Source organism: Streptomyces sp. NBC_00289 (assembly GCF_041435115.1).
Classification (GTDB): Bacteria; Actinomycetota; Actinomycetes; order Streptomycetales; family Streptomycetaceae; genus Streptomyces.
Window position 1 is genome coordinate 1249900 of record NZ_CP108046.1, and the last position, 25247, is coordinate 1275146.

The following is a 25247-nucleotide window of genomic DNA, read 5'->3' on the forward strand; positions in this document are numbered from 1 at the left end:
GGTGCGTTGGGCGGACAGCCGCCTGGGTACAGCCCGTCTCCCGCCCCCGGTTGTCGCGGGTCACCACCAACGACTGCCCACGAGGTAGACGATGAGCATGAGGACGACCACGATCAGGGCCGCGAGCGCCATGCCTTTCGAGATCGCGGTCATGGTCCGCGTGAGGCTCGACGCCGACCTCGTGTAGAGGTCCCGGTGACCGTCCAGGTCGTGTCGCGCGATGGCGCCGAGAAGGAGCGCGACCGCGGCGGTGATCAGGGAAACGTTGAGCGTCGTGAGCACCTCGTGGTCGCTCACGTTGTCCTCGATGTTGCCTCCCCCACCGTCTGTGGTTCGGTCCCCCACCGCTGCCACCGTCGCCAGAATGGTCAGGACGGCCGTGACGACTGCGGCGGTGGCGGTGGCGAGGGCGGCGGACGCGACGGCAACGGCTCGGCGGGACCTGGACGGAGGTCCGCTTTCCCTCCGGCCATGCTCGCCGGTCTCGTCCCCTTCGCGCCCCTGATTCTCCTCCTGGCCCCCGTCCGTCCTCGGTGGCCGCTCGGGAGGCGGGTCGTGCACGACGACCGTTTCCCCCTCCTCCGTGCTGTCACGCGGTGGCGGTTCGTGCGTTGTCTCGAGCTCGGGTGCCGGAGTCACCACCACCTCTACGTGAACCACCGTCTCGTCGGCGACGCCCTTCAGTACGACCTCTCCCGTGAGGTGGCCCTCGAGGTACGTCTCCACACGGACGTCCAGGCCGGTGATGGACGGCTCGACCCGCAGCCATGACTGCGTGGACTGGGCCACGCAGTGGCGGGCGAGGGGTGGGCCGCTCAACGTCACGGACTTCTGCTGCGAGGACGAACCCGCCTCCACCGTGCCGAAGTCCAGGCGGTCCGGGGAGGGTGCCAGGCGGATTCCGCGCAGCGCGCCGGCCGCCTGTTCGGCTATCTGCCGGATGTCGTTGCTCGTGATCTGCTCCAGATCCTGGCGTGCGCCTTCGGCGATGGGGAGGCGGTCGTCCTGCAGTCGGGCGCCCAGTTCGTGGACGGCGCCCTGCCGGGTGAAGGCGTTCTCGCTGTTGATGGCCGCCCGCAGGGAAGGCGGCGAGGGAACCGCCGCGATCTTGATGCGGCCGCGCCGGCTGTGCGCCAGGTGCAGGTCTCCCTGCATCTCCATGGTCTTGCTGGGCGTCTGGTTCGGGTTCTGGTCCCGAACGTGCTCGAAGACGTAGTCGTACAGCTCGTCGAGGGAGACCTCACCGTCCGCGTCGAGATCGGCTTCGCCGGTCTCCAGGCCCTCGACCACCGCATGGGTGAACACCGAAGGCCGGGGAGCCGAGTTCTCGGCGAGGTCGGGGCCCTCGAAGGCGTACTCCATGGAATTGGACGCGGTGATGACCGCCCAGCCCCGCCCGGCGGGCGACTTGGCAGCGGCGAACGACTCGAGGACGTTCACCTCCCCGGAGGCACGCACGGAGGACGACCCGCGGGAGAAGGCCCCGCCGTAGCAGCAGTCGAGGAACAGGACCGTGCTGCGGGCCCGGGTGCGGGACATGCACTGGCGGACGAACTGGGCGGGGACGGCCGTGGCGTCCAGCAGCCGGGGATCGGTGTCGCTGGCGGCGAAGTAGAGTTCGCCGGACTCGCTTTTGATGCCGTGGCAGGAGAAGTGCAGCACCATGGTGTCGTCGCGTCGGCGGTCGTTGAAGAAGCCCTGGATGCGCCGGCGCATCAGGTCGGCCGGTGCGTTGTGCACGACGTCGACGTCGAAGTCACCGATCTCCGGATTGCGCAGGACCTCGGCGAGAGCGGCGGCGTCCTGCGCCGGTGCCCTGAGTTTCTTGAGTCCCTGGTCGTCGTAACGGTCGTTGGCGATGATCAGCGCCTGCCGGGGTCCGGTCATGGCTGGGTCCTCACCGTCGAATGGCGTTGCACGAAGAGGTCGAAGGCTTGCGCGACCTGCTCGTCCGACGCCTCCGAGATGTCCAGGACGTCCTCGTCCAGCGTCAGGCGCAGCGATGGGCGGGTGTGATGGCGTCGACCGAGCCACTCACGGAGCACGGTCACCACCTGGTTCAGCGCGGTGGCGGAACCACCGAGGGCCACCAGGAGGGAGCCGATCTGCGTCACGTCCACTGCCCGCGCACCGGCCGGCACCGCTTCGCCCGGCACGGTTGTTACGTCTTCAACATCGAGTTGGAGCAGTTCCTCGCGCAGATACCGGGTCAGATCGGCCACGCGCTCGGCTTCCGCTCCCTCTTCGGAAAGGAGGATTCGCAGTTCTGTGTCCACCGGTTCAGCCCCTTCTCGTACGACGAGGGGCGGCGCAGAGTCGGCCAACGGTGGCTCCACGTCCTTCACTCCAGTCTGTGCCGTTCACCCCACCGCGGCAAATCACATGGGGGGTGACCGCGTCTGCGGCCCGGCCGGCGGGTAGCCCCTCTTCGGAACGAGCCAGGTTTCTTCACCTGTGCGGTCCCGACTCGGAGGCGTTCGCCGCGGGAAGGCACCTCACATGTCTGTGATCTTCTTCGATATCGGGGCGACCCTGGCGGACGCCCACGTGGAACCCGACGGTTCCCTGACGCTTCAACCCCGACCACGTGTCATGGCCGTGCTCGACGCCCTGCGTGACGTACGCACCGGCATCATCTCCAACCCCGGGCAGGGCGACGGTGCCGCCGCACGGGCAGCGGCCGCCCTGCGCGAGGCGTTCCCCGGCCGTTTCACGGACGAGGTGCTCGTGCACTGGGGCGTGAAGGACGGTCGCGGGATCTTCGACCAGGCGGTCGCGAGCACGGGAAACGCGGTCGCGGACGACTGTGTCTTCGTGGGTGAGGACGCCCAGGAGCGCGCGTTCGCCCGGGAAGCGGGGATGCGTACGGCCGCCCACCCCGTCTTCGCTCTCGCCGCGATGGAGAACCGTCCCTTGCTCCGGGCGCGGATCGACCTCCACGACGACCTGAGTCTGCCGGAGTTGGCCGCGGCCGTGAACGAGACCGAGGCCCTTGTCGTGCAGGTCGTCTCCGGCCGGCTCGCGCATGCCACGGTGACCGAGCAGGGCGCCGAGGCGCTCGAACGTGCCGGTTTCACCGTGGACCTGCGGGGGCCGGCGGATGACACGGTGGCCTTCACCGTGCGGGACGATCAGTCGGCTTCGGCGGCCGAATCGTAGGCGGACGCCCCCACGAAGTCCCGTGGGAGGCGGGACGACGTCCGCATCCCGCGGGCGCGCCGTCAGTCCCCGGTGGGCATCCGGCCCCCGACGAAATTAGCGTGCACTGTATGAGTGCGAACAGCGATGACGGCCGGCAGGACACCGGCGAAGGCGGACAGAGCGACGACGCCGAGCGCCGGGCGACCGACAAGTTCATCAGCGACCTGCTGGCGCGGGGTGAGGCGGTGTTCGAGGGTGAGGAGCCCACTCCGAGGACGACGCACGTCGTCAAGCGCGGGGACGGCGGGCGGCTCACCGTCCGCCGTCTGCGTTTCTTCGGTGGCTGAGCCCGCGGTCTGATCAGTCGAAGCACCGCCGGACCAGGGTGAGACCCTCGCCGGTCTCGCTCCGTGCGATCTCGTGCGTCTTGAGCCGGGAGGAGTTGTCGTCGACGAACGCCGCGTCGGAGCGGTGCTCCTCGGGTACGTGGACGCGGTCGCGGCGGAGGAGGTCCTCGAGGTACGAGGTCGCGACCCGCTCGGGGTCGGCCGGCCGCACGGAGCCGCCGGCGGGGTCGGAGCCCGCGATGCCGAACCGTCGTTCCGCCGCGGGCGCGGAGAGGGTGACGGGCTGGGTGACGCCGTACGGCGCCCCGTGGACCGTGACGGCCATGAGCCCCTCGTCAGCGCCACCGCCCGGCATCGCCTCGGCCATTCCGGCTCCCCGGCGTGCCATCTCCGGCTCGGTCAGGGACGCCGCGGCCTCCAGGGAGAGGATGCCGTGGCGGATGAACGCCGAGCGCAGCGACTGACCGTACTCGCCTCCGTTGCGGCGCTGGTCCGCGGCGATCATGTGACCCGCGACCTGTGCGTAGTAGGCGGATACGACGGGCGCGGCCACGGTGGCGTCCACCAGCAGCTGTCCCGCGATCTCGGCCGCCCTCGCCAGGCCTGCCTGGTCCTGCAGATCCTGCTGCCGGAAGATCCCGGCGACGATCTTGAGGAACGCTCCGCTGAACACCCGGGAGAACGAGTGCGACTCGCTGGAGAGCGTGTTCGCGGGCGCGTTCGGCGGCAGCTGCACCGGATCGCGGTAGAAGAAGCTGTTCGACAGGTTGCGCAGGCAGTCCCGGTCGACCGCGTTCGGGTGGCCCTGGCGGATCGCCCACCCCAGTTGCTCGGCCATCCTCGACACCCGCGAGGTCAACTCCAGGTCACCCTGCGTCTCGGCCAGCACGGCGATCCGCAGGGATTCCAGCCCGAGTGAGGTTGTCAGCGCGCTGATGTCACCGAACGCCTCGTGCAGGGCGGCCGTCTCCGCGCTCGCCGCGTTGAACAGCTGAGGGCGCAGTGCGTCGAGGATCGCGTGCCCCGCCTCGTGCTCGACGACCTCGGAGCTCTCGCAGGCGGCAACCGTGACACCCGCGACCGTGCGGCGGAAGAACCACAGTCCTTCACGGTCGTAGAAGGCGTTGAGGTCGTTTCCCGCGTCGAGGTGCGAGGTGAGGGCCCGGCCGACCGTCGGATGCCACTGGGTTCCTTCCGGAACCAGTGGCCCCCAGGCCTTGCTCGTTCTGCTCAGCGCGTCGGCCGCCACCCAGTAGCGGAAGGCCTCGGTGCCCGGGCCGGCACCGTCCGGCTGCGGCGCGGCTTCCGCGATCGCCATGGGCAGGGGGAGGGTGTCGAGCTGTGGAACGGGATGCGGGACAGGCATGTTGACCTGGAGAGGAAATCCGGGGTCGTCCTCGTACACCAGAACCGTCGGGATCGTCGCTTGTTGTTGCACCGTCATGGCGCCTCCCTGAAAAGGGGGGAGATTGCGGATGGTGGAACACACCACAGGGACACGAGTCCCTCATGTTCAGTACGAGCCCCCGACTGCCCGGTGTCAATCCGAACGGAAACCGCCGGGACCGACTCCGGCAGGCGGCGCCTCGTGCTCGGGGTCGATGGTGGACCCGTCGCGAATCGCCTCGTCAGCGGTCACCGCGCGAGGAGTTGACGAACGACGGAGGTGTTCGGTCGTCCCGTAGTGCTGCGACGGGCCGGTCAGGCCCGCCCGTGTGCCTCCTGTGAGCGTCGCGAAAGCGAGTCGATGACCACGGCGGCGAAGAGCACTCCGCCCGTGATGACGAACTGGAGGGCGGCGGGGGTGTCCGTGATCGACATGCCGGAGGCGATCGACTGGATGACCAGGATGCCGAGCACCGCGTTCCAGGTCGTCCCGCGTCCGCCGAAGAGACTGGCGCCACCGATGACGGCCGCGGCGATGGCGTTGAGCAGCAGGACGCCGGAGCCGGAGTTCTGGCTCACCGAGGTGATGCGCGAGGCCAGGAACAGCCCGCCGAGCGCGGCCATGGTGGCCGAGACCGCGAGCACGGCGGTCTGCACCCGGGTGACGCTGAGGCTGGCACGGCGGGCCGCCTCGACGCCACCGCCCAGCGCGTACACCTGCCGTCCGTAGTGGGTGCGGCGCAGGACGATGTCGAGGGCGGCCACGATCACGAGGAAGATGAGGAGGGCGAGCGGCAGGCCCTGGAACCGGTTGAGCATGTGCGCGGCGGCGAACGCGATCACCGCGAGGACTCCGGTGCGGACGCCGATTCCGCGCAGTGTGCGGTGTGGCATGCCGACGGCCCTGCGGCGTCGTCTGTCCTGGTAGGACACCAGGAAGACGAGGCCCGCGGCGACTCCCGCCAGCGCGTAGGCGGCGGCGTCGTTGGTGAAGTAGTAGCTGGTCAGTCTGGCCACGAGGCCGTCCTCGTCGAGGTTGATCGTGCCGCTGGTCCCGAGGATGGACAGCATGATGCCGTTCCAGGTCAGCAGTCCCGCGAGGGTGACGACGAACGCCGGCACGCGGGTCTTGGCGAAGGAGAAGCCCTGGAGGGTGCCCGCGGCGGTGCCCGTGAGCACCGCCACGATGAGGGCCAGCCATTCCGGCACACCGTTGTTCACGTTCAGCACGGCGAAGACCGCTGCCGCGAGACCGCTGATGGAGCCGACCGACAGGTCGAGTTCACCGAGGAGGAGGACGAAGACGATGCCGACCGCGATCAGCCCGGTGCCCACGATGTCCACGCTGAGGTTGGACAGGTTCCGTGGGGAGAGGAAGTTGTCGTTGAGGGCCTGGAAGATGATCCAGACGACGGCGAGAACGAGGACGACCGGCAGTGAGCCCAGTTCACCGGCGCTCAGCTTGCGCCGGAAGACGGCGGCCCAGCCCTCCATCGCACTGATGACGGCCTTGCCGGGGTGCGGCCGTCCCGTCCGGTCGGTGGGCGCGGCGGGTCGGGACTGGGTGCTGTCCGCCGCGTTGCGCATCTCTTTCACCATCCCGCCTCTCGGTGGACCGTCCGGCGGGGCACGTTCTCGGTGGCGCCGGTGATGGAGGAGATGATCTGTTCCTGCGACGCGGTGTTCACGTCGAAGAAGCCGTTGTTGCGGCCGAGTCGCAGTACGGCGGCCTGATCCGCGAGGGCCTTGACGTCGCCCATGTTGTGGCTGATGAGCAGGACCCCCATACCGCGGTCACGCAGTTCGTCGACGAGGTCCAGCACCTCGGTGGTCTGCTCGAACCCCAGGGCCGCGGTCGGTTCGTCCAGGAGGAGGACTCGCGGGTTCCCCAGCAGTGAGCGAGCGATGGCGACCGTCTGCCGCTGACCGCTGGACAGGGAGACGACGGGAGCACGCAGATCCGGAATACCCCTGGTCAGGCGTTCGAGCAGGTGTCTGCTGCGGCGCTCCATCTCGACCTCGTCGAGGAACCCGAACCTGCGGATCTCGCGTCCGAGGAACAGATTGCCGACGACGTCGATGTTCCCGCACAGTGCGAGGTCCTGGTAGACCGTGGCGATGCCGAGGTCCCGGGCGTCGTGGGGGCGCCTGATCTGGACCGTCCGGCCCTCCCACTCGATGACGCCCTTGTCCGCGGGGGCGACTCCGGAGATCGCCTTGACGAGGGTGGACTTGCCGGCGCCGTTGTCGCCCAGCAGAGCGACAACCTGGCCGGTGCGAATCTCCAGCTCGATGTCCGTGAGGACGTCGACGACGCCGTAGCGCTTGCACACGCCGTGCAGCACCAGCAAGGGGAGATTCGGCACGGAGAACATCTCCTTCCCGGGGCCCCGACCTGGCGGGAGCCGGCCTGTCAGGTCAGCCCGGCCTCGTTGCAGGCGGCCCCGAGCCGGGGGGTGCAGATCTGTTGGACCGTGTACACGCCGTCCTTCACCAGGGTGTCGTCGATGTTGTCGAGGGTCACGGACACGGGCCTGAGCATGACGGCCGGTGCGTCCTCGCCATCGCGGGTCCGCACCTTGTCCGGGGCGAGCTCGGCGAGGCTTTCACCACGGGCCGCGGCCACCGCCAGGGCGGCGCCGGCCGACGCCTCGGGCCTGAAGGGCTTGTAGACGGTCATGTACTGATCGCCGCCGACGATGCGCCGTACCGCTCCGAGTTCGGCGTCCTGCCCGGTGACGGGGGGCAGCGGGTCGACCTTGTTGGCCTTGAGGGCGGTGATGCTGCCGGCGGCGAGGCCGTCGTTGGCGGCGTAGACCCCGTCGATGTCGCCGATGCCGAGAGCCGCGATGGCGCCGGACATGTTCATGTTCGCGGTCTCCGTCCTCCATTGCAGAGTGTCGTACTCCTTGCCGATCTTGACCTTCCCCTGCAGCACGGACAGCGCGCCCTTCTTGAACGACACCGCGTTGGGGTCGCTGGGATCGCCGTTCATCATGACGATCTGGTCGCCGCGGACCTGGGCCTCCATGGCGGCGAGGAGCGCCCGGCCCTGGAGCCTGCCGACCTCCTCACCGTCGAAGGAGACATAGCCCGCGATCGGGCCCTCGGCCAGACGGTCGTAGGCGATGACCGGGATGTCCGCTTCGGCGGCCCTGCCGACCGTGGTGCCGAGCGATCGGGCGTCCACGGCCACGAGCACGATGGCGTCGACGCCCTTGGTGATCATCGAGTCCATCTGTTCCTGCTGGATGGCCACGTCGTTCTTGGCGTTGGCGTGCTCGACCGTGCAGGCGGCGCACAACTCGGCGATCTTCTTCTCGAGCAGGGGCCTGTCCTGCGTCTCCCATCGCGCCGTGGTGGCGTCCGGCAACAGGAGTCCGATACTCGGCGCCTTCTTCCCGTCGGCGTCGTTCCCCGCGTCGGCCCCGCAGGCCGCGAGGGCGACGGCCGTGGAGACGGCGGTCATGGCGATGGCCGCCTCGCGTGTGCAGGCCTTCATGGGAAGGACCTCCCTTGCCGGCTACCCGCGACCGGCGTTCGCGGTATGAGCTTGTGGCGCTCCGCCTCTACGGCGTACGTCGATGGGTCGGGGTCCGGCTCTCGGAGGATCGGCGGGTGCGCACAGGAGTCGGTGCGGGAATCCGCGGGCCGTACGGGGCGCGGGAGTCGCGACGTGACGACGGGTGAGGTCCTGATGTCACGAAGCCGCGCGTCCGGGCGTGGGGGGCCCTGCGCCCGACCGTTCCGGCATCGGAATTCGGTGGGCGGCCGTGGTGCCGAGGCCGGACGCCGACCGGGAACGCACCACGTGGAAGCAGCAGGACGACCACGTCGTCAGTGTGGCACCGGCGGTGGTGATCTGCGAATGCAGCACGTCGGGCTGTCGGCGGTGAGCGGCTCGCCCTGTCGCGAGCGAAGAGTCCGATCTGTCCGTTCAGTTCCCTTGTGAGATTCTGGTAAGTGGTGCTCGGCCATCTCAGCGTGGCCGCACCGGACAGGAGGTACCTCGCGCACATGCCTCATGACGGCCGTGCCCGAGCCGGGGACACCGAACTGCGGGCAATCGAGGCCGACACCGCGGGCGCCGACGCTCCGCCTCCGATGCCGCGAGCCGCCCTGCGCGATCGGGCCCTGATGTTCGCCGGAGCCGAGCTGCTCGCCGTCTACGTGTCCGATGCCGGAGACGAAGAGCTGCGCCTGGTGGAAACGGCCGGACGCACCACCGCCCCCGACTGTGTGCCGGAACGCCTGCCCGTGTCCGGTGGCTCGTCCGCCGCGCGGGCCTTCCGCGCCGACCGACCCCTGTGGCTCACTCCCGCCCCCTCCTCCTCCTCCTCCGAAGGAGGACTGACTCCCGTGCGAGCGGAGACGTCTCTCGGTGCTCTGCCGCTGACCTCGGACGGCAGGCGACTGGGCTGCCTGATCGTCATGGGCGCGTCCACGGACGGCTTCGAAACCGGGCAACGGCGCTTTCTCGAGCGGTACGCCGACGCGGTCGCCGGCATGCTGAAGGCCGGGGCCGGTCGCCCCGTGCCCGCGCCCCTGCTGAGTCCCGCCCTGCGGAGTCTGCGCGTGGGTTCCTTCGTCCTGGAGCGCGACACCGGCGTCATCGAAGCGGACGAGAAACTGCTCGAGCTGGTCGGCATCACACCGGACGACTTCGACGGCAAGGCCGACACCCTGCTCGCGCACGCCTTCCCGGAGGACATGCACGCGCTGATGTCGATCGTGGAGTCGACCGGCCAGGACTACGGCCGGCGGGAACTGGAGTTCCGCATCCGGCGCCCGACGGGCGAAATGCGCTGGCTGAGCCTGAGCTGCCGGGTGACTCCGTGCACCGCCGAACGGCCTGAGCAGGTACTGGGCGTGGTGACGGCGACGTCGGTCCTGAGCCGTAGCGCCGATGACGTCTCCAGGATCCAGTGGCTGACCGCCGCGCTCGATGCCGCCGAGACGGTCCGTGACGTCGGGCAGGTGGCGGTCACCGCGCTGCGCGAGCCGCTGGGCGCCGACCGGGTGGCGCTGGCCGAGCTGCAGGACAACCGGCTCATGGTCACCGTGCTCGATCCGCCGCAGCCCGTCGTCTGGCCGCAGGTCTGGCGTTCGCAGTGGCGTTCGGAGTGGCCCGACGCACCGGTCACCGCCCTGCCCTCGCTGCGGACGGCCCTGCAGGACGGACGGATGGATCTGTGGCCCGCCGGTTCGCCTCTCGAACCCGGGCTCGCGGGCATCGGGAGCGGAGGGCTGGCCGTGCTGCCCCTTCCCGCCGAGGGCCGGGTCGCCGGCGTGTGCCTCGTCGGCTGGGACCGGCCGCACGAGTTCGTCCCCGAGGAACGGACCCTGCTGACCGCCACCGCCGCGCTGATCGGACAAGCCCTCAAGCGTGCGCACGCCTACGACGCGGAGCAGGAACTCGCGACGATGCTCCAGCGCAGTCTGCTGCCCCGACGCCTGCCCGAGCTGCCCGGCTGCACGGCCGTCGCACGGTACCTGCCCGCCAGGCGGGGGTTGCAGGTGGGCGGCGACTGGTACGACGTCATCGCCCTCTCCGAGGAAAAGGTCGCGCTGGTCATCGGCGACGTGCAGGGACACAGTGCCGGAGCCGCGACGATCATGGGGCAGATGCGTACCGCGGTCAGGGCCTACGCGGTGGAGGGCCACCCACCCGACGTGGTCGTCTCCCACGCCAACCGCCTCCTCGTCGGTATGGAGACCGATCTGTTCGCCACCTGCTGCTACGTCGAACTGGACCTGGAGGAGGGCAACACCCTGTTCGTCCGGGCCGGCCACCTCTCACCTCTCGTACGCCATGCCGACGGTCGAACCGAGGAGGTGCAGGTCGAGGGCGGACTCCCGCTGGGCGTCCTCGCAGAGGCGGACTTTCCGATGACCGCGCTCACGCTGTCCCCGGGCACGGTCCTCGCGTTGATCACCGACGGTCTGGTCGAAGCCTCCGACCTGCCCCTGGACGAGGGGATGCGCCGAACGCTCACCTCGCTCGCCGCGGCCGATCCGGCGGACCCCGGGCACATGGCCGACGAACTCCTCGGCGACGTCGGCCGCCGCGAGGACGACGTGGCGCTGTTGTTGCTGCGCTACGACGGCATGAAGACGCGGCCGACACGGGCCGACTGGGTGGTGTGGCGGCTGCCCGACGCCGTCATGCACGCCCGCCGTTTCACCGCGCGCACGCTGCGTCGGTGGAAGGCAGGGGAAGCAGCCGACGAGGTGCTCCTGGTCGTGTCCGAGCTGGTCACCAACGCGCTGGTGCACACCCAGGGCCCGGTCCGTGTCGACCTGACACTCCGCGGTGACCGGGTGCGGGTCAGCGTGAGCGACTCCTCGCCGCGGACGCCCGCCAAGCCGGTGATCGTGGACTGGGAGGCGACCGGCGGCCGCGGCCTGCTTCTGGTCGAGGCGATGTCGGAGTCCTTCGGCTCGATGCCCGTGGCCGGAGGCAAACAGGTGTGGAGCGAGATCGCCGTACCGCGGCACGCGTCGGCGCCGACCGGCCCCGAGCCCGCGGCATCCCCACGGGCCCTGCCGTGAGCAGGCGTACCCGCCGCACCGTCGCGGCGCTCGTCGCGGGGATCATGACGATCTCCCTGGCCGCCTGCGCCGGAGACGGCGAAGCGAAGACGGACAACTTCACCGTCGGCCTGATGCTCCCCAGCCGGGCTCTCCCGCGCTGGGAGCACTCCGACAAGCCGCTCATCGAGCGGCACCTGAGGAAACTCTGTCCGCACTGCACGATGGAGTACGCCAACGCCGAGAACGACGCGGCGAGACAGCGGCAGCAAATGACCTCGATGATCACCAACGGCGCCAAGGTCCTGATCCTCGACGCCGCCGACACCAGGGCACTGCGTTCCTCGACCCGGGAGGCGCGGCGGGAGGGCGTCCCGGTCGTCGCCTACGACCGGCTCGCCGAGGGGCCGATCTCGGGCTATGTCAGTTTCGACGGCGTCCAGGTCGGCAGGCTCCAGGGCGAGGCGCTCCTGAAGGCCATGGGCGCGGGGGCGGGCGGCGAGAACGTCGTCATGATGAACGGCGATCCGACCAGCCCCAACGCGGCGGCGTACCGCAAGGGCGCCCTGTCCGTCATCGCGGGCAAGACGAGGATCGCCAAGTCGTACGACACCCTGGACTGGGACTCGGCCAACGCGCACGCCAACATGTCCGCCGCCATGGCGGCTCTGGGCCCGGACCGGATCGGCGGGGTTCTGGCGGCCAACGACGCGATCGCCGCGGGCGTCATCTCCGCCCTCAAGAGCGCCCGCGTCACGAAGCTTCCTCCGGTCACCGGCCAGGACGCCGAACTCGAAGCGGTTCAGCGCATCATCAAGGGCGAGCAGTACATGACGGTCTACAAGCCGTTCGAAAAGGAGGCCGCCGCGGCCGCCGCCATGGCCGTCGCCCTGGGACGGGGCGGGGACGCCCGAGACGTCGCCACCACGACCACCGACAGCCCCACCACCGAGAACATCCCGTCCGTCCTGCTCACACCGACAGCCGTGACGGTCGACACCATCGAGCGGACCCTGGTCGAGGACGGCGTCTACACCATCGCCCAGCTCTGCCCCCGGCTGCTCCGGTCCGCCTGCGAGGAGGCCGGGCTCACTCGTTGACTTCCCCTCCCGGGCTCATGTCCCTCGCCGCGCTCGCGTGTGTACCGTCACCGCTGCCAACTACTGATGTCGTCCGGATCGTTGACGACTCCCCCAGCGTCATGACAACGTTTCCATCACCCCGGACCCTCACCCGCCCCCACCCGCCCCCATCCGAATGGAGACGTTTCCATGCGCAGACACCCCTCCCGCCGAGCGCTGGTCGGATCCGGTCTGACGGCCATGGCCGCCATGGCCACGATGGCGGCACCGTCCACCGCGAACGCCTCGGTCGCGGACGGCGGCAACGCGGAAGACGCAGAACACCGGTCTCGCGCGCTGTCCCGCGCCAGAGCCGCCTACGCCGCCCTGGACAAACACCTCGGCGCGACGGACGGGTCCGGTCTGGTCCGTGAGCAGTATCCGGCGGCCTCGGGCGACAACCCGTACTCCTACGAGTGGCCCTTCTCCCAGGTGCACATCGCCGCTCTGGACCTCGCGGCGGCGGACAAGGCGTACGAGTCGGAGCTGACCGCCCGCGCGAAGGCCCAGGAGCACTACTGGCACGCCGGCGGAGGCACGACCGGGCTGCCCGGATACGACTCCTACCCCGACGCCCCGTACGGCTCGGGCGGCGACATGTTCTACGACGACAACGAGTGGGTCGGGCTGGCGAAGGTCCAGCGCCACCTGCAGACCGGGGACACCGCCGCGCTGGCACGCGCCAAGGAGATCTTCGCGCTCGTCAGGTCGGGCTGGGACACCGACACCTCGCATGCCGCGCCCGGCGGCGTCTTCTGGACCCAGGCGACCTGGAGCCACGACCGCAACACCGTCTCCAACATGCCGGGCGCCCAGCTCGGCCTGCGCCTTCACCTGATCACCGGCGAGAGCGGCTACCTGGACTGGGCGAAACGGTTCTACGACTGGACGAACACCCATCTGCAGAGCCCCGGCGGACTGTACTGGGACCATCTCGACCTCGAGGGCACGATCGAGAAGACCATCTGGTCGTACAACCAGGGCGTCCCGGTCGGCGTGAACGTCCTGCTGCACCGGGCGACCCGGGAACGCGTCTACCTGCGCCGGGCCGAGCGGATCGCGGAGGCCGCGTACGCCTACTACGTCACACAGGGGCGACTGTTCAGCCAGCCCGTGTTCTTCAACTCGATCTTCTTCAAGAACCTGCTGCTCCTCGAGTCGGTGACCGGAGACGACACATACCACCGCGCGATGGCCGACTACGCCGACCAGGTGTGGTCCACCATGCGCGATCCCTCGACCGGGCTCGTGCACTTCGACTCGTCCGGTGGCACACAGGCGATCCAGCAGGCGGCCTTGGCACAGCTCTACGCCGTGCTCGCGTGGCCCCGTGCCCTCTGGCCCACGCTCTACTGAGCCGGAACCTGAGGGCGCAGCTCCCCCGTTCCCCGGGCGATGAGCCGCACCGGCAGCACGGTCCTGCGGAACGGGGCACCCTCGCCGTTGATGCGGTCGATGAGGAGGTGGGCTGCGTGTCGGCCCAGCTCCTCGGTGTCCGACGTCACCACTGTCACCGGGGTGGGGAGCATGTCGGCCAGCTTGAAGTCGTCGAACCCCACCACCGCGACGGGCAGCCGAAGTTGCTGGCTCGCCCGCAGGACGCCCTCGGTCAGGAAGCCCGTGGTCGAGAAGATCGCTGTCGGCGGTCGCTCCGACGTCAGCAGGTCGTGGGCGGCTGCGGAGGCGTCGTCCGTGGTGCCGCGCCGCAGGGTGACGACCAGATCCTCGTCGACAGGGATGCCGCTGCGCCGCAACGCCTTGCGGTAGCCGCGCAGCCTGCGGCCGGTGGTGTAGTACGAGGGCGCGACCAGGATCGCGATCCGGCGGTGACCGTGGTCGATGAGGTGCTGTGTCGCCGCCGCTCCCCCGCCCTCGTTGTCGACCAGGACGACGTCGGACTCGGCGCCGGTGGCCGGTCGGTCGACGAAGACGATGGGCACGTGGTCGTGGGCGTTGACCTCGTCGAGAAAGGCGTGGTCACCCTGGTCGGGCACGATGATGAGTCCCGCGACCCGCCGCCCGATGAGTTCGCCCACCGCGCGCCGCTCGACCTCCGGATCCTCGTCGGCGGTGCTGAGCAGCACCGCGTACCCGGCCCGGTTCGCCACGTCGACGGCCGCCTTCGCCAGGGACGCGTAGAAGGGATTGGTCAGGTCACCGAGCAACAGCCCGATGGTCATGGAGTTCTGCCCGGGGCGGAGCGATCGCGCGATCTCGTTGCGCTGGTACCCGATGGCGTTGATGGCGGCCATGACCCGCTCGGCCGTCTCCTCGCGGACCGTGCCGATTCCGTTGACGACGCGTGAGACGGTGACGATGGCGACTCCGGCCCGCTCTGCGACATCGCGCATCGTCGGCCTGGTGCTCTGGTGTTGTGGGGGACGACTGCTCACGTGGGGTGGAGACCAACTTTCTCGCCGGGCGGCCGGGTGACGGCCCTCAGGATACGTTTCCGGTTCTGGGCGCATGCCCCGGTCACCTGGGGTGACCGGGGCTCTGTGTCCGTGGGACTCGGGCACTAACCGTTGCTCTTGATCACATCGTTGATCTTGTCCGTCATGGTCTGCAGATCGGACAGCGGCTTCTTGCCCTGGAGGATGTCCGGCCAGTACGCCGTGATCAGGTCGTTGGACTGGCTGGCCCACTGTGTGGTGAAGCGGACGCCCATGGTCAGCGGGGCGTTCAGGTCCGCCTTGACCGTGGACGCCACGGTCGGCAGTCCGGCCTTGCTCAGGGCGTCGTAGTACGCGTTCTGGGCGGCGGAGTAGGCCGGCACGGCCACCGGCGAGTCCGGGAGCACCTTGGTCCACACGGTGGAGTCGAGGTACGAGAGCACCTTGAAGGTGGCGTCCGCGTTCTGGGTGTACGACGGGGTGCAGATGCCCACCGCGTCGTACAGGGTGGCCGGCTTGTCGACCTGGGGCAGGGGCGCGAAGCCGTACTTGATCTTCGGCTTGTCCGTGAGGAAGCCCGCGGCCAGCCACTGACCGCTCCACAGCATCGGGATCTGTCCCGCCGCGAACAGCGACTGCTGGTTGGAGACGTCGTAGCCGGGAGGCGCCACGGCACCGCTCTTGATGCCCGCCACGAGTTTGCCGACGCCTTCGGTGTACTTCGCGTCGACGGTCGCCTTGGTGGGCTGGTTGACACTGTCGGCGAAGGGGGCGCCGCCGGCGGACAGGGAGTAGAGACTGAGGCTGAAGGGGGCGTCCACACCGGTCATGGCGTCGGCGACCAGGCCGTACTTGGCGCCCTTCTTGTGCAGCTTGTCGGCGGCCGCGTACATCTCGTCCCACGTCCAGCCCGCGGCCGGCAGAGGTACTCCGGCGGCCTTGAAGGCGTCGATGTCGTACCAGATGCCGTAGGTGTTCATCAGGGAGGGGACTCCGCCGATCTTTCCGTCGGCGGTCTTCCAGTTCTTCATGGCGGTGGGCTCGAAGCTGCCGGAGGTGAAGTCACCGGAGCCGGACAGCTTGGACGACCAGTCGGTGAGCAGGCCCTGGCCGGTGTACTGCAGTTCGGTGTCGTTGCCGCACCAGAAGAGATCGGGCAGCTTCTTGGCCTGGGTGAGGGAGGCGAGCTTGTCCCCGTAGTTGCCGTTGGGGGTGTCGATGCGCTTGACCGTGATGTCGGGGTCGTGGAAGGCGGCCAGAGCCTTGTCTATCAGCTTGTTGGTCGCGCTCGACTCCCAGGTCATCACGGTGACCGTGGTCTTCCCGCCGGACTCCTTCCCCGAGGAGCCGCCGCAGGCGGATACGGCCAGCAGCCCGCCTGCCGCCAGTAGCGCTCCGGCGGCGTGCACTGTTCTCTTCAACGTGGCCTCCTGGTACGAGATGTGGATCGGCTGACCGCGGTGTGGGTCAGCGCTGGTTGACGGTGCCCAGCGCGCTCAGGCCCTGGATGAAGTAGCGCTGGGCCACGAAGAACACGGCCAGTGGGGGGAGCATGTAGAGCAGGTTCGCGGCCATGTAGAGGTTCCAGTCCGGGGTCTGGCCGGCGAACTGGGAGACGAAGGAGGCCATGCCGACACTCAGCGGCCACTTCTCGGACGAGTACAGGTAGATGAGCGGGTTGAGATAGTCGTTCCACGACAACTGGAAGGCCAGGATGGCCATGGTGATCCAGGCCGGCCGGGTGATGGGGAGCATGACGCTGAAGAAGATCCGGACGTGTCCGGCGCCGTCCACCTTGGCGGCCTCGTCGATCGAGTAGGGCACCGAGAGGAAGTACTGGCGGGCGAGGAAGATGAAGAGCGGATTGCCGCCCAGCCAGGCCGGCACGATCAGCGGCAGCCAGGTGTCGTACCAGCCGATGTCCTTGAAGAGCTGGAACAGCGGGATGATGCCGACCACCGGGGGCAGCATCATGCTGCCGACGAAGACGTAGAACCAGATCTTCCGGCCCGGGAAGCGGAGCCGGGCCAGAGCGTATCCGGCCATCATCGAGGTCATGACGCCGCCGAGCACCGACAGGCCGGTGATGACGAAGGAGTTGAGCAACAGGCGGGGGAAGTGGATCGCCTTCGGTCCGTCGATGAAGTTCTCGAAGTGGAACTCGTCGGGCAGCAGCCGGGGCGGGACCTGGAAGACGGCCGTGTGGCCCTTCAGCGCGATGGTGAGCATCCACAGGATGGGCAGGACCATCACCGAGGAGATCAGCAGCGCGACGGCGTACCAGGACGCGGTTCGTACGACCTTCCGCGGCGGCCGGGGCGCACTCGTGGCGGCGATCGGAGGAGAGGACGGCACCGGCTTCGCCGCCGTCGTGACGTCAGGAGACATGGTCACTGTAGGTCCAGACCGAGGAGAAGCGGGCGGTGGCGGCGATCACGACCACGATGACCAGGAAGAGCACCCACACCTGGGCGGACGCGTAGCCGAAGTCGGCGACCCGGCCGAGCGTGGGGAAGCCGTTGTTGTAGATCGACAGCATCAGGACCCTGGTGCTGAAGCCGGGTCCGCCCTGCCCGTCTGGCGAGAGGATCTTCGGCTGGTTGAAGGTCTGCAGGGCGGTGACCAGCTGCAGCACGACCTGCAGCACCATGATGGGACTGATCAGCGGCAGGGTGATCCGGAAGAACATGGTCCGGGGACCGGCGCCGTCGATGCGGGCCGCCTCGTAGAGCTCGGTGGGCACCGCCTGGAGCGCGGCGAGAAAGATGATCATCGTGGAGCCGACGCTCCACAGCATGACGATCACGATCGACGGCATCGCCGAGTTCGAACCCGACAGCCACTCGCTGGTCGGGAGGTGAAGCCACGTCAGCACCTGGTTGGCCAGGCCGACCTGCGGGTTGAAGACGAACTTCCACAGGGTGATCGTGGCGACCACCGGCAGCACCACCGGAAGGTAGACCAGGGTGCGCAGGACGCGGACGCCACGGATGCGCCGGTTGCAGAACACCGCCAACGCCAGTCCGATGGCCAGCGACAGCGGCACGTACAGGACGACCAGCAGCAGGGTGGCGCGCACCGAGGGCCAGAACGACGGGTCGGTGGTGAACATCCTGCGGAAGTTGTCGAGGCCGACGAAGGTCGGGGCGGTCAGGCCGTTGTACCGCGTCAGCGCGAAGTAGGCCGACCGGATCAGCGGGTACACGACGAAGACCGTGAAGCCGATGAGAGCCGGCGCCATGAACACGTACGCGGCCCGGGTGTCCGACCCGAGCTTCCCTCGCCGGCGCCAGGGGCGGCGCGGTGGCGGATGTGGCGGTGGGTGCGGGGGTCGGTGCAACTGCTGGTCCGGAGTGGCTGTCACGCGCGCTCACCTTCTCCTTCCAGGAGTTGGCGATGCCGCCGATCGGGGCGGGCCCGACCGTCTGGCGCTCTCCAGCTCCTTCAAGGTAACGTTTCCATTCCCTGTTGATCACACGGTGGCGCACGTCACAGAGGGAGTCAAGAGGCGCGATGGTAACGTTTCCCGGATCAACATCCGGAACAGTGTGGGCGGTTCCGGAGTCACTGACGTCGCTCGGCCGACGTCTGGCCACCGAACTGCGGGGCGGCCCGGCGGCGGACATCGTCGAGCACTGCCTGACCAACACATGGACCACATCGATGAGTTGGGGCGCCGAGCCGTCGGAGGTCTTCGTCAAAACCGGAGACATCCCAGCCATGTGGCTGCGTGACAGCACGGCCCAGGTCCGCCCCTACCTCGCCGTGGCCACCGATCCGGCAGTCGGCGACGTCCTGGCCGGCGTATCCCGCCGCCAGATCCGCTGCGTCCTGCTGGACCCGTACGCCAACGCCTTCAACGACGGACCCACCAGCCTGCACGGCGAGCCCGCCGACCGGCCCCCGCCGGAGGAGTGGGTGTGGGAGCGCAAGTACGAACTCGACTCCCTGTGCGCGCCGTTGCAGCTCGCGTACGCGATCCGACGGGCCACCGGTCGCGAGGACCACCTCGACGACGCCTTCCACCGCGCCGCCTGGACGATCGTACGGCTGTGGCGGGCGGAACAGGCCCACGCGCACTCGCCCTACCGGTTCGTCCGCCCGTCCGGCCCCTTCGCCGGTGACAGCCTCCCGCACGACGGCCGCGGAGCCCTGGTCGGACCGACCGGTATGACCTGGTCGGGCTTCCGGCCGAGCGATGATCCCTGCGGCCACGGCTACCTCGTCCCGGCCAACGCGCTGGCCTCGGCGACCCTGCACGGGCTGGCCGAACTGGCCTCGTCCGTCCTCCACGACGCTGAACTCGCCCGCGAATCACTGACGTTGGCCGACGAGATCGACGCCGGAATCCTGGCGCACGCGGTCGTCGGGGCCGACGGCGCGTCCGTACTCGCCTACGAGGTGGACGGCCTCGGAGCGGTGCTGCTCGGCGACGACGCCAACCTCCCGAGCCTGCTGAGCCTCCCCCTGAGCGGCTGGTGCACACCGCAGGACCCGCTCTACCAGGCCACCCGGCATCTCGTGCTCTCCGAGGCGAACCCCTCGTTCTTCGCCGGCCGGTACGCGTCCGGTGTCGGCAGTACACATACGCCGGACGATCACGTCTGGCCGCTGGCGATCGCCACCGCCGGTCTGACCGGCGACGAGAACGCCGCGGCACAGGCCCTGGAAACACTGGCGGCCACGACCGCGGGCACCGGCCTGATGCACGAGAGCTTCCATGTCGACGACCCCGGCAGGTTCACCCGGGACTGGTTCGGCTGGGCCAACGCCCTGTTCTGCGAACTCGCCCTCGACCTGTGCGGCGGGGGCGTGCGGCATCTGTTTCCCGTTCACCCGCGGGCTCAGCCGGCCGCGCCGAGCGCGGGCAGCGCGGGCAGCGCGGGCAGCGCAGGCAGCGCAGGCAGCGCGGGCAGCGCGGGCAGCGCGGGCAGCGCGGGCAGCAAGCCCGCTTGATCTGTGGCGGTCGTCGTGGTCGGCCGCCGGCGTCGGCGGTACGGCGCTGTCGGGCCGACGCGACCGTTTAGGCGGCGGCGTCTCCGGGAGGACGCCGTTCGGCCACGGTTAGCGTCAGAGGGTGCCGGCCTCGTCGCGACGGGAGCCGTGCCCGTCACGCCACTGGCCACGGCTGCTCGACCACGGCCGCAGTCCCGCAGCCCGCCCCTGCGGCCTGTGCGTCGGCGCGCTGTCAGTCGCCGTTGGTGACACGAGTGTCAGGTGCCGTGCGGAACCTCCGGACGATGCGTACGGCCCTCGCCCGCTCGATCGGTGGGCGGTTCGCCTGGAGGGTGACACCGTGCCGGCTTTCGGCGTGGTCAGTGGCGTGACGCTGCCGGGCCGGCCGTCAGCGGGCCGTCGTCCAGCCCGGGATCGTGGGCAGGACCTCGTGGGCGATGCGCAGCAGTGCCGTGTCGTCCGGCCGCACGTCGTCCTGGCGCCAGATGGCGAGTTCGTACGAACCGCCGCCGTCCTTGGTGTCGGGGGCGACGAGCAGCGTGCGGGCGATGCCGCCGGGGCCGGTGTCGGACTTGCCGCCGCCGAGGTTGAAGCGGATGGCGATCGTCGGGCTCGAGCAGAGCACCGCGGGGTGGTCCTGGATCTTCTTCGTCTCCGCGTCGTCGAGCAGGTCCGCCATCCCGGCGACCGGAAGATCGTCGTAGGACCGCGAGAGCTTCACGGTGTAGGTGTCCAGTTGCACGGTCCCCTCGGGGGTGTGACTCCTCCCCCGGCTGAAGGACTTTGTTGGCGGATCCGGTGACTGCGCTTGGTGATCTTGTTTGGTCGGGCAGTCTGGTGGGGTTCGGTTCCATCGCGCGGGGAGGCAAGGAGGGGCTGCGATGTCGCTGCGCCCTGTGCCTGCTCCGTCCGTCCCGGAGGCCACCGCGCGGGTGGCGCGGGCAGCGTTCCGCAAGGGCTGTCTGGCCATGCGGATCCGGGATGAGCTCGGTCCGTTGTTCGAGGACGAGCAGTTCGCCCGGGCGTTTCCGCGCAGGGGTGGGCCGGCGTGGTCGCCGGGGCAGCTGGCGATGGTCAGCGTGCTGCAGTTCGCAGAGGGGCTGACGGACCGGCAGGCCGCGGACGCGGTGCGCGGGCGGATCGACGTCAAGTACGCGCTGGGGCTGGAGCTGGATGACCCCGGGTTCGACTTCTCGGTGCTCAGCGAGTTCCGGGACCGGCTGATCGCGCACGGCCTGGAGAAGCTGGTCCTTAACCGGGTGCTGGAACGGGTCGATGAGTTAGGTCTGCTGCGGGCGGGAGGCCGCCAACGCACCGACTCCACGCATGTGCTGGCCCAGGTGCGGACGCTGAACCGGATGGAGTTCGTGGGCGAGACCCTGCGCGCCGCCTTGGAGACGCTGGCCGTCGCAGCGCCTGCCTGGCTGCGACAGACCGTCGCGCCGGAGTGGTTCGAACGCTACGGCAAGCGCATCGACTCCTTCCGCTTCCCCAAGGGAGCCGACGCCCGCCAGCGGTGGGCGCTGACCGTGGGAGAGGACGGATTTACGCTGCTTCAGGCCCTCTACGCGCCTGACACACCAGCCTGGCTGCGGCACGTCGAGGCGGTGCAGGTCCTGCGGACCGCGTGGGTGCAGCAGTATCACCGCGACGAGAAGGGGGTGCGCTGGCGGGAGGGCAAGGACCTCCCGCCGGGCAGGCTGAGGCTGTCCAGCCCCTACGACATCGACACCCGCTACAGCGTCAAGCGCGGCGCGGGCTGGGACGGCTACAAGGTTCACTTCACCGAGACGTGCGAGCCGGACGCCCCGCATCTGATCACGAACGTGGTCACCACCGACGCCACCGTTCCCGACGTGGAGATCACGGCGCCCGTCCACGACGCGCTGGCCGCACGCCGCCTGCTGCCCGCTGTCCATCTGGTCGACTCCGGCTATACCTCCGCCGCGCTGCTGGTGGCCGCCGCTGGGCAGAACATCGAGCTGATGGGGCCGGTCCGCGGCGATACCGCGGCCCAGGGCCGGGCCGGGGGCGGCCTGGGGCAGGACGCCTTCACCGTCGACTGGCCGGCCCGCACCGTCACCTGTCCCCGCGGGCAGCGCAGTATCAGCTGGTCCGCTCAGCGCAAGCCCACCGGCACCGAGATCATCCGGGTCCACTTCGCCAAGACCGACTGCGACGCCTGCCCGGTGCGCGCGGCGTGCACCAGTGCCAAGAGCAAGTGGGGCCGCAGCCTGACCTTGCTCACCCAGCCCCAGCAGCAAGCTCTCGACCAACGCCGACGCGAGCAGAAGACCGACGAGTGGCAGGCCGCCTACGGCACCCGCGCCGGAGTCGAGGGCACCATCTCCCAGGCCGTCCGGGTGACACGGACACGCACCACCCCCTACCGCGGGCTGCGCAAGACCCACCTCGGTCACGCCCTGATCGCCGCCGGACTCAACCTCCACCGCCTCGACGCCTGGTGGACCGGCACCCCCATCCGCACCACCCACATCAGTCGATTCGCCCGCCTCGGCCTCGAACTGATCGCCTGAGCAAGCGAATCCGCCAACAAAGTCCTGAAGTCGGGGGCTTCTCGCTATGCCGGGTTGGCGTTGCGGCGGACCAGCCCGGCCCGTAGAACGTTGGTGGCTCCGACTGTGTCGGCGTGCGCGGTGTGGCCGCAGGCAAGGCAGTGGAATGTTTCCTGTGTGGGCCGGTTCTCCTTGGCCGTGTGCCCGCATTCGGGGCAGGTGCGGGAGGTGTTGCGGGGGTTGACGGCGATCACTTCCCGTCCGGCGCTTTCAGCCTTGGCAAGCAGGATCGTCAAAAACACCCCCCAACCGGCATCGTTGATCGACGTGTTGAGCCCGGCCTTGGCGGCGGCCCCGTTGGGCAGGAAGGTGCCCGGCCGGTCGGGGTCGGGCTTCGGTGCGGGGGCCCTGCTCATGTTGCGGATTTTGAGGTCTTCGTGCGCGATGACGTCGTGTGCGCGGACCAGGCTAAGGGCAATACCAGTGACTTAGTGGACCTAGCTTCGTCGGGCTTTGGTTGGCGGGTTGATCGGGGCGGTGCGCCAGTGCGGGGCGATGGTCACGGCGTCTGCTGGGTCCCGGGTGGGCTGAGGCCAGGTGTAGTGCTCGTCGCGTTTGACGCCGAAGTTGGACATCTTGCGTTTGACCACGCGCGGGTTGGAGCGTCTGCGGCGGGTGGATAACAGGCGCGCAGTGATCTCGCGGAGTCCGTCGGTGAGGGCGGCGGTCAGACGGTCAGGGGGAAAAGGCCGCCTGCGCGGTGACCTGGCGGCGTGCGAGGCGGATGCTCCGGGTGAAGGAGAGCCGGTCGGGGTCGAGGCCGGCCTGCTCGGCGGCGTCGTGCATCAGGGTGCGGATGGCGTGGTGGACCAGCAGGTGTGCCCAGACCTCCTGCTCGACGCCTTCAGGCGAGCGGGAGCGCAGGACCTGGGCAGGTCCGCGTTGATGGGTCTTCAGCTCGTCCAGCGTGTTCTCGAACTCCCACCGCTGGTGGTAGAGGGCGGCCAGCTCGGTGGCCGGGGCGGCATCGGGATCGAGGACCGTGGTGATCAGCCGGTAAGGGGCGTCCTGCCCGGGATCGTCCAGGGTGTACTCGATCACCCGCACCATTTCCGGGTCGGCACGCTTGCGGTGGTCTCTGGCCGCGACGATCTCTGACAGGTACGAGCCGTCGGGCAGCTCTTCGCGGACCGGCAGCACCTGGTGGGAACGAATGCGCCACAGCAGGTCCGCACCGCCGGCCGAGGCCGCCCGCCACAGCTCCAGGCCGGTGAAGCCGCGGTCGGCCAGCAGCAGATCGTCCTCGCCCAGGTGGCCGAACAGCTCGCGGGCCAGCACGGGTTCGGACGTGGTGCATGGGCCGAGAGCCGCCGTGGTGATGGCATGGGTGCCGCACTCGGCCAGCGCGACCACCCGCACCTGCGGATACGCACACCGCTGGGTGCGGTGGGTCTTCGGGCGCCCGAAGTGCGCCACGTTCTCCTGGCTGTCCGGAACGTCGAAGACTGTGCCGTCGATGGCCATCAGCCGCCACCGGCCGTAGAAGGCACCCGGTGTCGCTTCCGTGGCCAACGGCCGGGCCACCGAGGCGAACAGGGCCTTCAGCGGTTCTGGACCGAGTCTCGCGCGTGCCCTCGAGATCGCCCCCGTGGTCGGCACCTGCCACGACCCCGACCAGCGCTTCGCCCAGGTCAGCCCATGCGTCAGCAGCCGAGCGACCTCTTCGTAGCCCTGGCCGGAGAACAAGCACATCGCCAGCACGAAGTAGACCACCACGCGCGGCGGCAGCAGCCGGTTACGCTGCCCGGACCTCCCGCACTGGGCCACCACCCGATCCACCAGCTCCGGCGGGAACGACCGCGTCAACAGCCCGACCGCGATGCGATCCGACAACCGCTCGTCCGTCTCCGGCTTCACCTGACCCGGCCGTGGCATCCCGGCACCTCCCCGCCACGCACCCTACCAGCCACCACCCTAAGTCACTGGTATTGAGGCTAAGGGCGGTCTTGTGTGCGTGGTCGAGCCGCTGGCGCCGTACCTTGCCGTGGAGTTGGGCAACCTTGTCCACGGCGCGCTGGTGGCCTGCGGTGCGGTCTGTGGCCTTGCGGCGCGGGAACCGGGACAGCGCCTGCTGCGCTGCTTGCAGTTTCGCGGCGGCCGTACGCCCGTGGCGCGGGTTGGGTACGAACTCGCCGTTGGAGTCGGCGAGGAAGTTGGCGATGCCCAGGTCGATGCCGACCATGCTGCCGGTCGCGGGCAGCGGCTCGGGCTGCTCCTGCTCGGCGGTCAGTACGACGAACCACCGACGTCCCTCACGCTTGACGGAGACGGTCTTGACCCGGCCGGCCACCGGCCGGTGCTGGTTGACCTTCACATGCCCGACGCCCTGGAAGCGGACACGGGTGACGGGGTCGTGCGGGGTGGCATTCCACCGGCAGCCGTCGCCGTCCTTGGGGAAGTCCACCGTGTCGAACCAGTTCACGCCGCGAAAGCGCGGATAGCCGGGCGTCTGCCCGGACCTGACCCGGCGGAAGAACGCGGCGAACGCCTTGTCAAGGCGGCGCAGGGTGGCCTGCTGCGAGGAGAACGACCAGCGGCCCTGCCGCTCCGGGTCGAACGCCCGGATCTCTTTGAGCTGCGCCGACTGCATCCCGTACGCGACGGTGGTCTTCGACGGGTGCCGCCAGGCGTCGCGGCGTTCCTGCAAGGCCCCGTTGTAGAGGGAGCAGTGGTCGCGCAGCATCTCGGCGAGCGCCTGCTGCTGGCGGACGGTGGGCCGCAGGAGGAACTTGTACGCACGGATCATCCAGCCCACCCCCTCCGGTCGAGTTCACTTGATCCTACTACCCTTGGCGT

The 25247-nt window shown here is 69.5% G+C and carries 21 protein-coding genes and 1 pseudogene; 7 read left to right on the forward strand and 15 right to left on the reverse strand.

Translation table 11 applies throughout. From position 1 onward, the window contains the following. Positions 1-60 precede the first annotated feature (60 nt). On the reverse strand, positions 61-1887 hold the full coding sequence (locus OG985_RS06285) for a caspase domain-containing protein (RefSeq protein ID WP_371667217.1): 1827 nt from the start codon (positions 1885-1887) through the stop codon (positions 61-63). Beyond that, positions 1884-2222 (reverse strand): hypothetical protein, encoded by a 339-nt coding sequence (locus OG985_RS06290; RefSeq protein WP_371667218.1) that lies wholly within the window; start codon positions 2220-2222, stop codon positions 1884-1886. Before OG985_RS06290 ends, OG985_RS06285 begins: the two co-directional genes overlap by 4 nt. 277 nt (positions 2223-2499) lie before the next feature. Here OG985_RS06290 and OG985_RS06295 point away from each other — a divergent pair, with 277 nt between their 5' ends. Together OG985_RS06295 and OG985_RS06300 are read left to right on the forward strand one after the other, a co-directional pair. Further along, entirely contained in the window at positions 2500-3159 is a 660-nt protein-coding gene (locus OG985_RS06295; RefSeq protein WP_371667219.1) for an HAD family hydrolase, read from the forward strand. Between the two features lie 110 nt (positions 3160-3269). Continuing rightward, the gene (locus OG985_RS06300) at positions 3270-3488 is read left to right on the forward strand and encodes a hypothetical protein (RefSeq protein ID WP_371667220.1); all 219 of its coding nucleotides are present in this window, start codon (positions 3270-3272) and stop codon (positions 3486-3488) included. A gap of 13 nt (positions 3489-3501) precedes the next feature. On the opposite strand, the gene OG985_RS06305 is transcribed toward OG985_RS06300, so the two are convergent. The 4 genes from OG985_RS06305 to OG985_RS06320 all read right to left on the reverse strand — a co-directional run bounded on the left by OG985_RS06305 (position 3502) and on the right by OG985_RS06320 (position 8376). Continuing rightward, positions 3502-4932 carry a hypothetical protein gene (locus OG985_RS06305; RefSeq protein ID WP_371667221.1) on the reverse strand — a complete coding sequence of 477 codons (1431 nt, stop codon included), beginning with the start codon at positions 4930-4932 and terminating at the stop codon, positions 3502-3504. Between the two features lie 257 nt (positions 4933-5189). After that, positions 5190-6461, reverse strand: a complete 1272-nt coding sequence (locus OG985_RS06310; RefSeq protein ID WP_371667222.1) for a sugar ABC transporter permease — start codon at positions 6459-6461, stop codon at positions 5190-5192. Between the two features lie 5 nt (positions 6462-6466). After that, on the reverse strand, positions 6467-7249 hold the full coding sequence (locus OG985_RS06315) for an ATP-binding cassette domain-containing protein (RefSeq protein WP_371667223.1): 783 nt from the start codon (positions 7247-7249) through the stop codon (positions 6467-6469). 38 nt (positions 7250-7287) lie between these two features. Continuing rightward, positions 7288-8376, reverse strand: a complete 1089-nt coding sequence (locus tag OG985_RS06320) for a substrate-binding domain-containing protein (RefSeq protein WP_371667224.1) — start codon at positions 8374-8376, stop codon at positions 7288-7290. A 515-nt stretch (positions 8377-8891) separates the two neighbouring features. On the opposite strand from OG985_RS06320, the gene OG985_RS06325 reads away from it, so the two are divergent. From OG985_RS06325 to OG985_RS06335, 3 genes are all read left to right on the forward strand, one after another. Then, positions 8892-11426: a SpoIIE family protein phosphatase gene (locus tag OG985_RS06325; protein WP_371667225.1), complete on the forward strand. Its 2535-nt coding sequence runs from the start codon at positions 8892-8894 to the stop codon at positions 11424-11426. Then, positions 11423-12505, forward strand: coding sequence for a sugar ABC transporter substrate-binding protein (locus OG985_RS06330; RefSeq protein WP_371667226.1), 1083 nt, complete (start codon positions 11423-11425; stop codon positions 12503-12505). Before OG985_RS06325 ends, OG985_RS06330 begins: the two co-directional genes overlap by 4 nt. 171 nt (positions 12506-12676) lie before the next feature. Beyond that, on the forward strand, positions 12677-13882 hold the full coding sequence (locus tag OG985_RS06335) for a glycoside hydrolase family 76 protein (RefSeq protein ID WP_371667227.1): 1206 nt from the start codon (positions 12677-12679) through the stop codon (positions 13880-13882). Here OG985_RS06335 and OG985_RS06340 read toward each other — a convergent pair. The 4 genes from OG985_RS06340 to OG985_RS06355 all read right to left on the reverse strand — a co-directional run bounded on the left by OG985_RS06340 (position 13876) and on the right by OG985_RS06355 (position 18283). Beyond that, positions 13876-14877, reverse strand: a complete 1002-nt coding sequence (locus tag OG985_RS06340; RefSeq protein ID WP_371667228.1) for a LacI family DNA-binding transcriptional regulator — start codon at positions 14875-14877, stop codon at positions 13876-13878. The two genes, OG985_RS06335 and OG985_RS06340, sit on opposite strands and share 7 nt — an antisense overlap. Before the next feature lie 167 nt (positions 14878-15044). Beyond that, complete coding sequence (locus tag OG985_RS06345; RefSeq protein ID WP_371667229.1) at positions 15045-16340, reverse strand: ABC transporter substrate-binding protein; 1296 nt, start codon at positions 16338-16340, stop codon at positions 15045-15047. A 46-nt stretch (positions 16341-16386) separates the two neighbouring features. Then, positions 16387-17307 carry a carbohydrate ABC transporter permease gene (locus tag OG985_RS06350; RefSeq protein ID WP_371667230.1) on the reverse strand — a complete coding sequence of 307 codons (921 nt, stop codon included), beginning with the start codon at positions 17305-17307 and terminating at the stop codon, positions 16387-16389. Beyond that, positions 17297-18283, reverse strand: coding sequence for a carbohydrate ABC transporter permease (locus tag OG985_RS06355; protein ID WP_371667231.1), 987 nt, complete (start codon positions 18281-18283; stop codon positions 17297-17299). Before OG985_RS06355 ends, OG985_RS06350 begins: the two co-directional genes overlap by 11 nt. A 182-nt stretch (positions 18284-18465) precedes the next feature. On the opposite strand from OG985_RS06355, the gene OG985_RS06360 reads away from it, so the two are divergent. Further along, entirely contained in the window at positions 18466-19875 is a 1410-nt protein-coding gene (locus OG985_RS06360) for a glycoside hydrolase family 125 protein (RefSeq protein WP_371667232.1), read from the forward strand. Positions 19876-20263: 388 nt separating this feature from the next. Here OG985_RS06360 and OG985_RS06365 read toward each other — a convergent pair whose 3' ends face one another. After that, complete coding sequence (locus tag OG985_RS06365; protein WP_371667233.1) at positions 20264-20845, reverse strand: DUF6215 domain-containing protein; 582 nt, start codon at positions 20843-20845, stop codon at positions 20264-20266. On the opposite strand from OG985_RS06365, the gene OG985_RS06370 reads away from it, so the two are divergent. Beyond that, positions 20757-22412, forward strand: a complete 1656-nt coding sequence (locus tag OG985_RS06370) for an IS1182 family transposase (RefSeq protein ID WP_371667058.1) — start codon at positions 20757-20759, stop codon at positions 22410-22412. The genes OG985_RS06365 and OG985_RS06370 overlap by 89 nt on opposite strands. 44 nt (positions 22413-22456) lie before the next feature. On the opposite strand, the pseudogene OG985_RS06375 reads toward OG985_RS06370, so the two are convergent. From OG985_RS06375 to OG985_RS06390, 4 genes and pseudogenes are all read right to left on the reverse strand, one after another. After that, positions 22457-22867 (reverse strand): annotated as a pseudogene (locus OG985_RS06375) (RNA-guided endonuclease InsQ/TnpB family protein); the annotation flags it as partial. A gap of 21 nt (positions 22868-22888) precedes the next feature. Further along, a complete protein-coding gene (locus tag OG985_RS06380) occupies positions 22889-23041 on the reverse strand; it encodes a hypothetical protein (protein WP_371667234.1) in 153 nt (50 codons plus the stop codon). Between the two features lie 85 nt (positions 23042-23126). Continuing rightward, positions 23127-24284, reverse strand: coding sequence for an IS4 family transposase (locus tag OG985_RS06385; RefSeq protein ID WP_371674276.1), 1158 nt, complete (start codon positions 24282-24284; stop codon positions 23127-23129). Then, complete coding sequence (locus OG985_RS06390; RefSeq protein WP_371667235.1) at positions 24187-25197, reverse strand: RNA-guided endonuclease InsQ/TnpB family protein; 1011 nt, start codon at positions 25195-25197, stop codon at positions 24187-24189. Before OG985_RS06390 ends, OG985_RS06385 begins: the two co-directional genes overlap by 98 nt. Between the last annotated feature and the right edge of the window lie 50 nt (positions 25198-25247).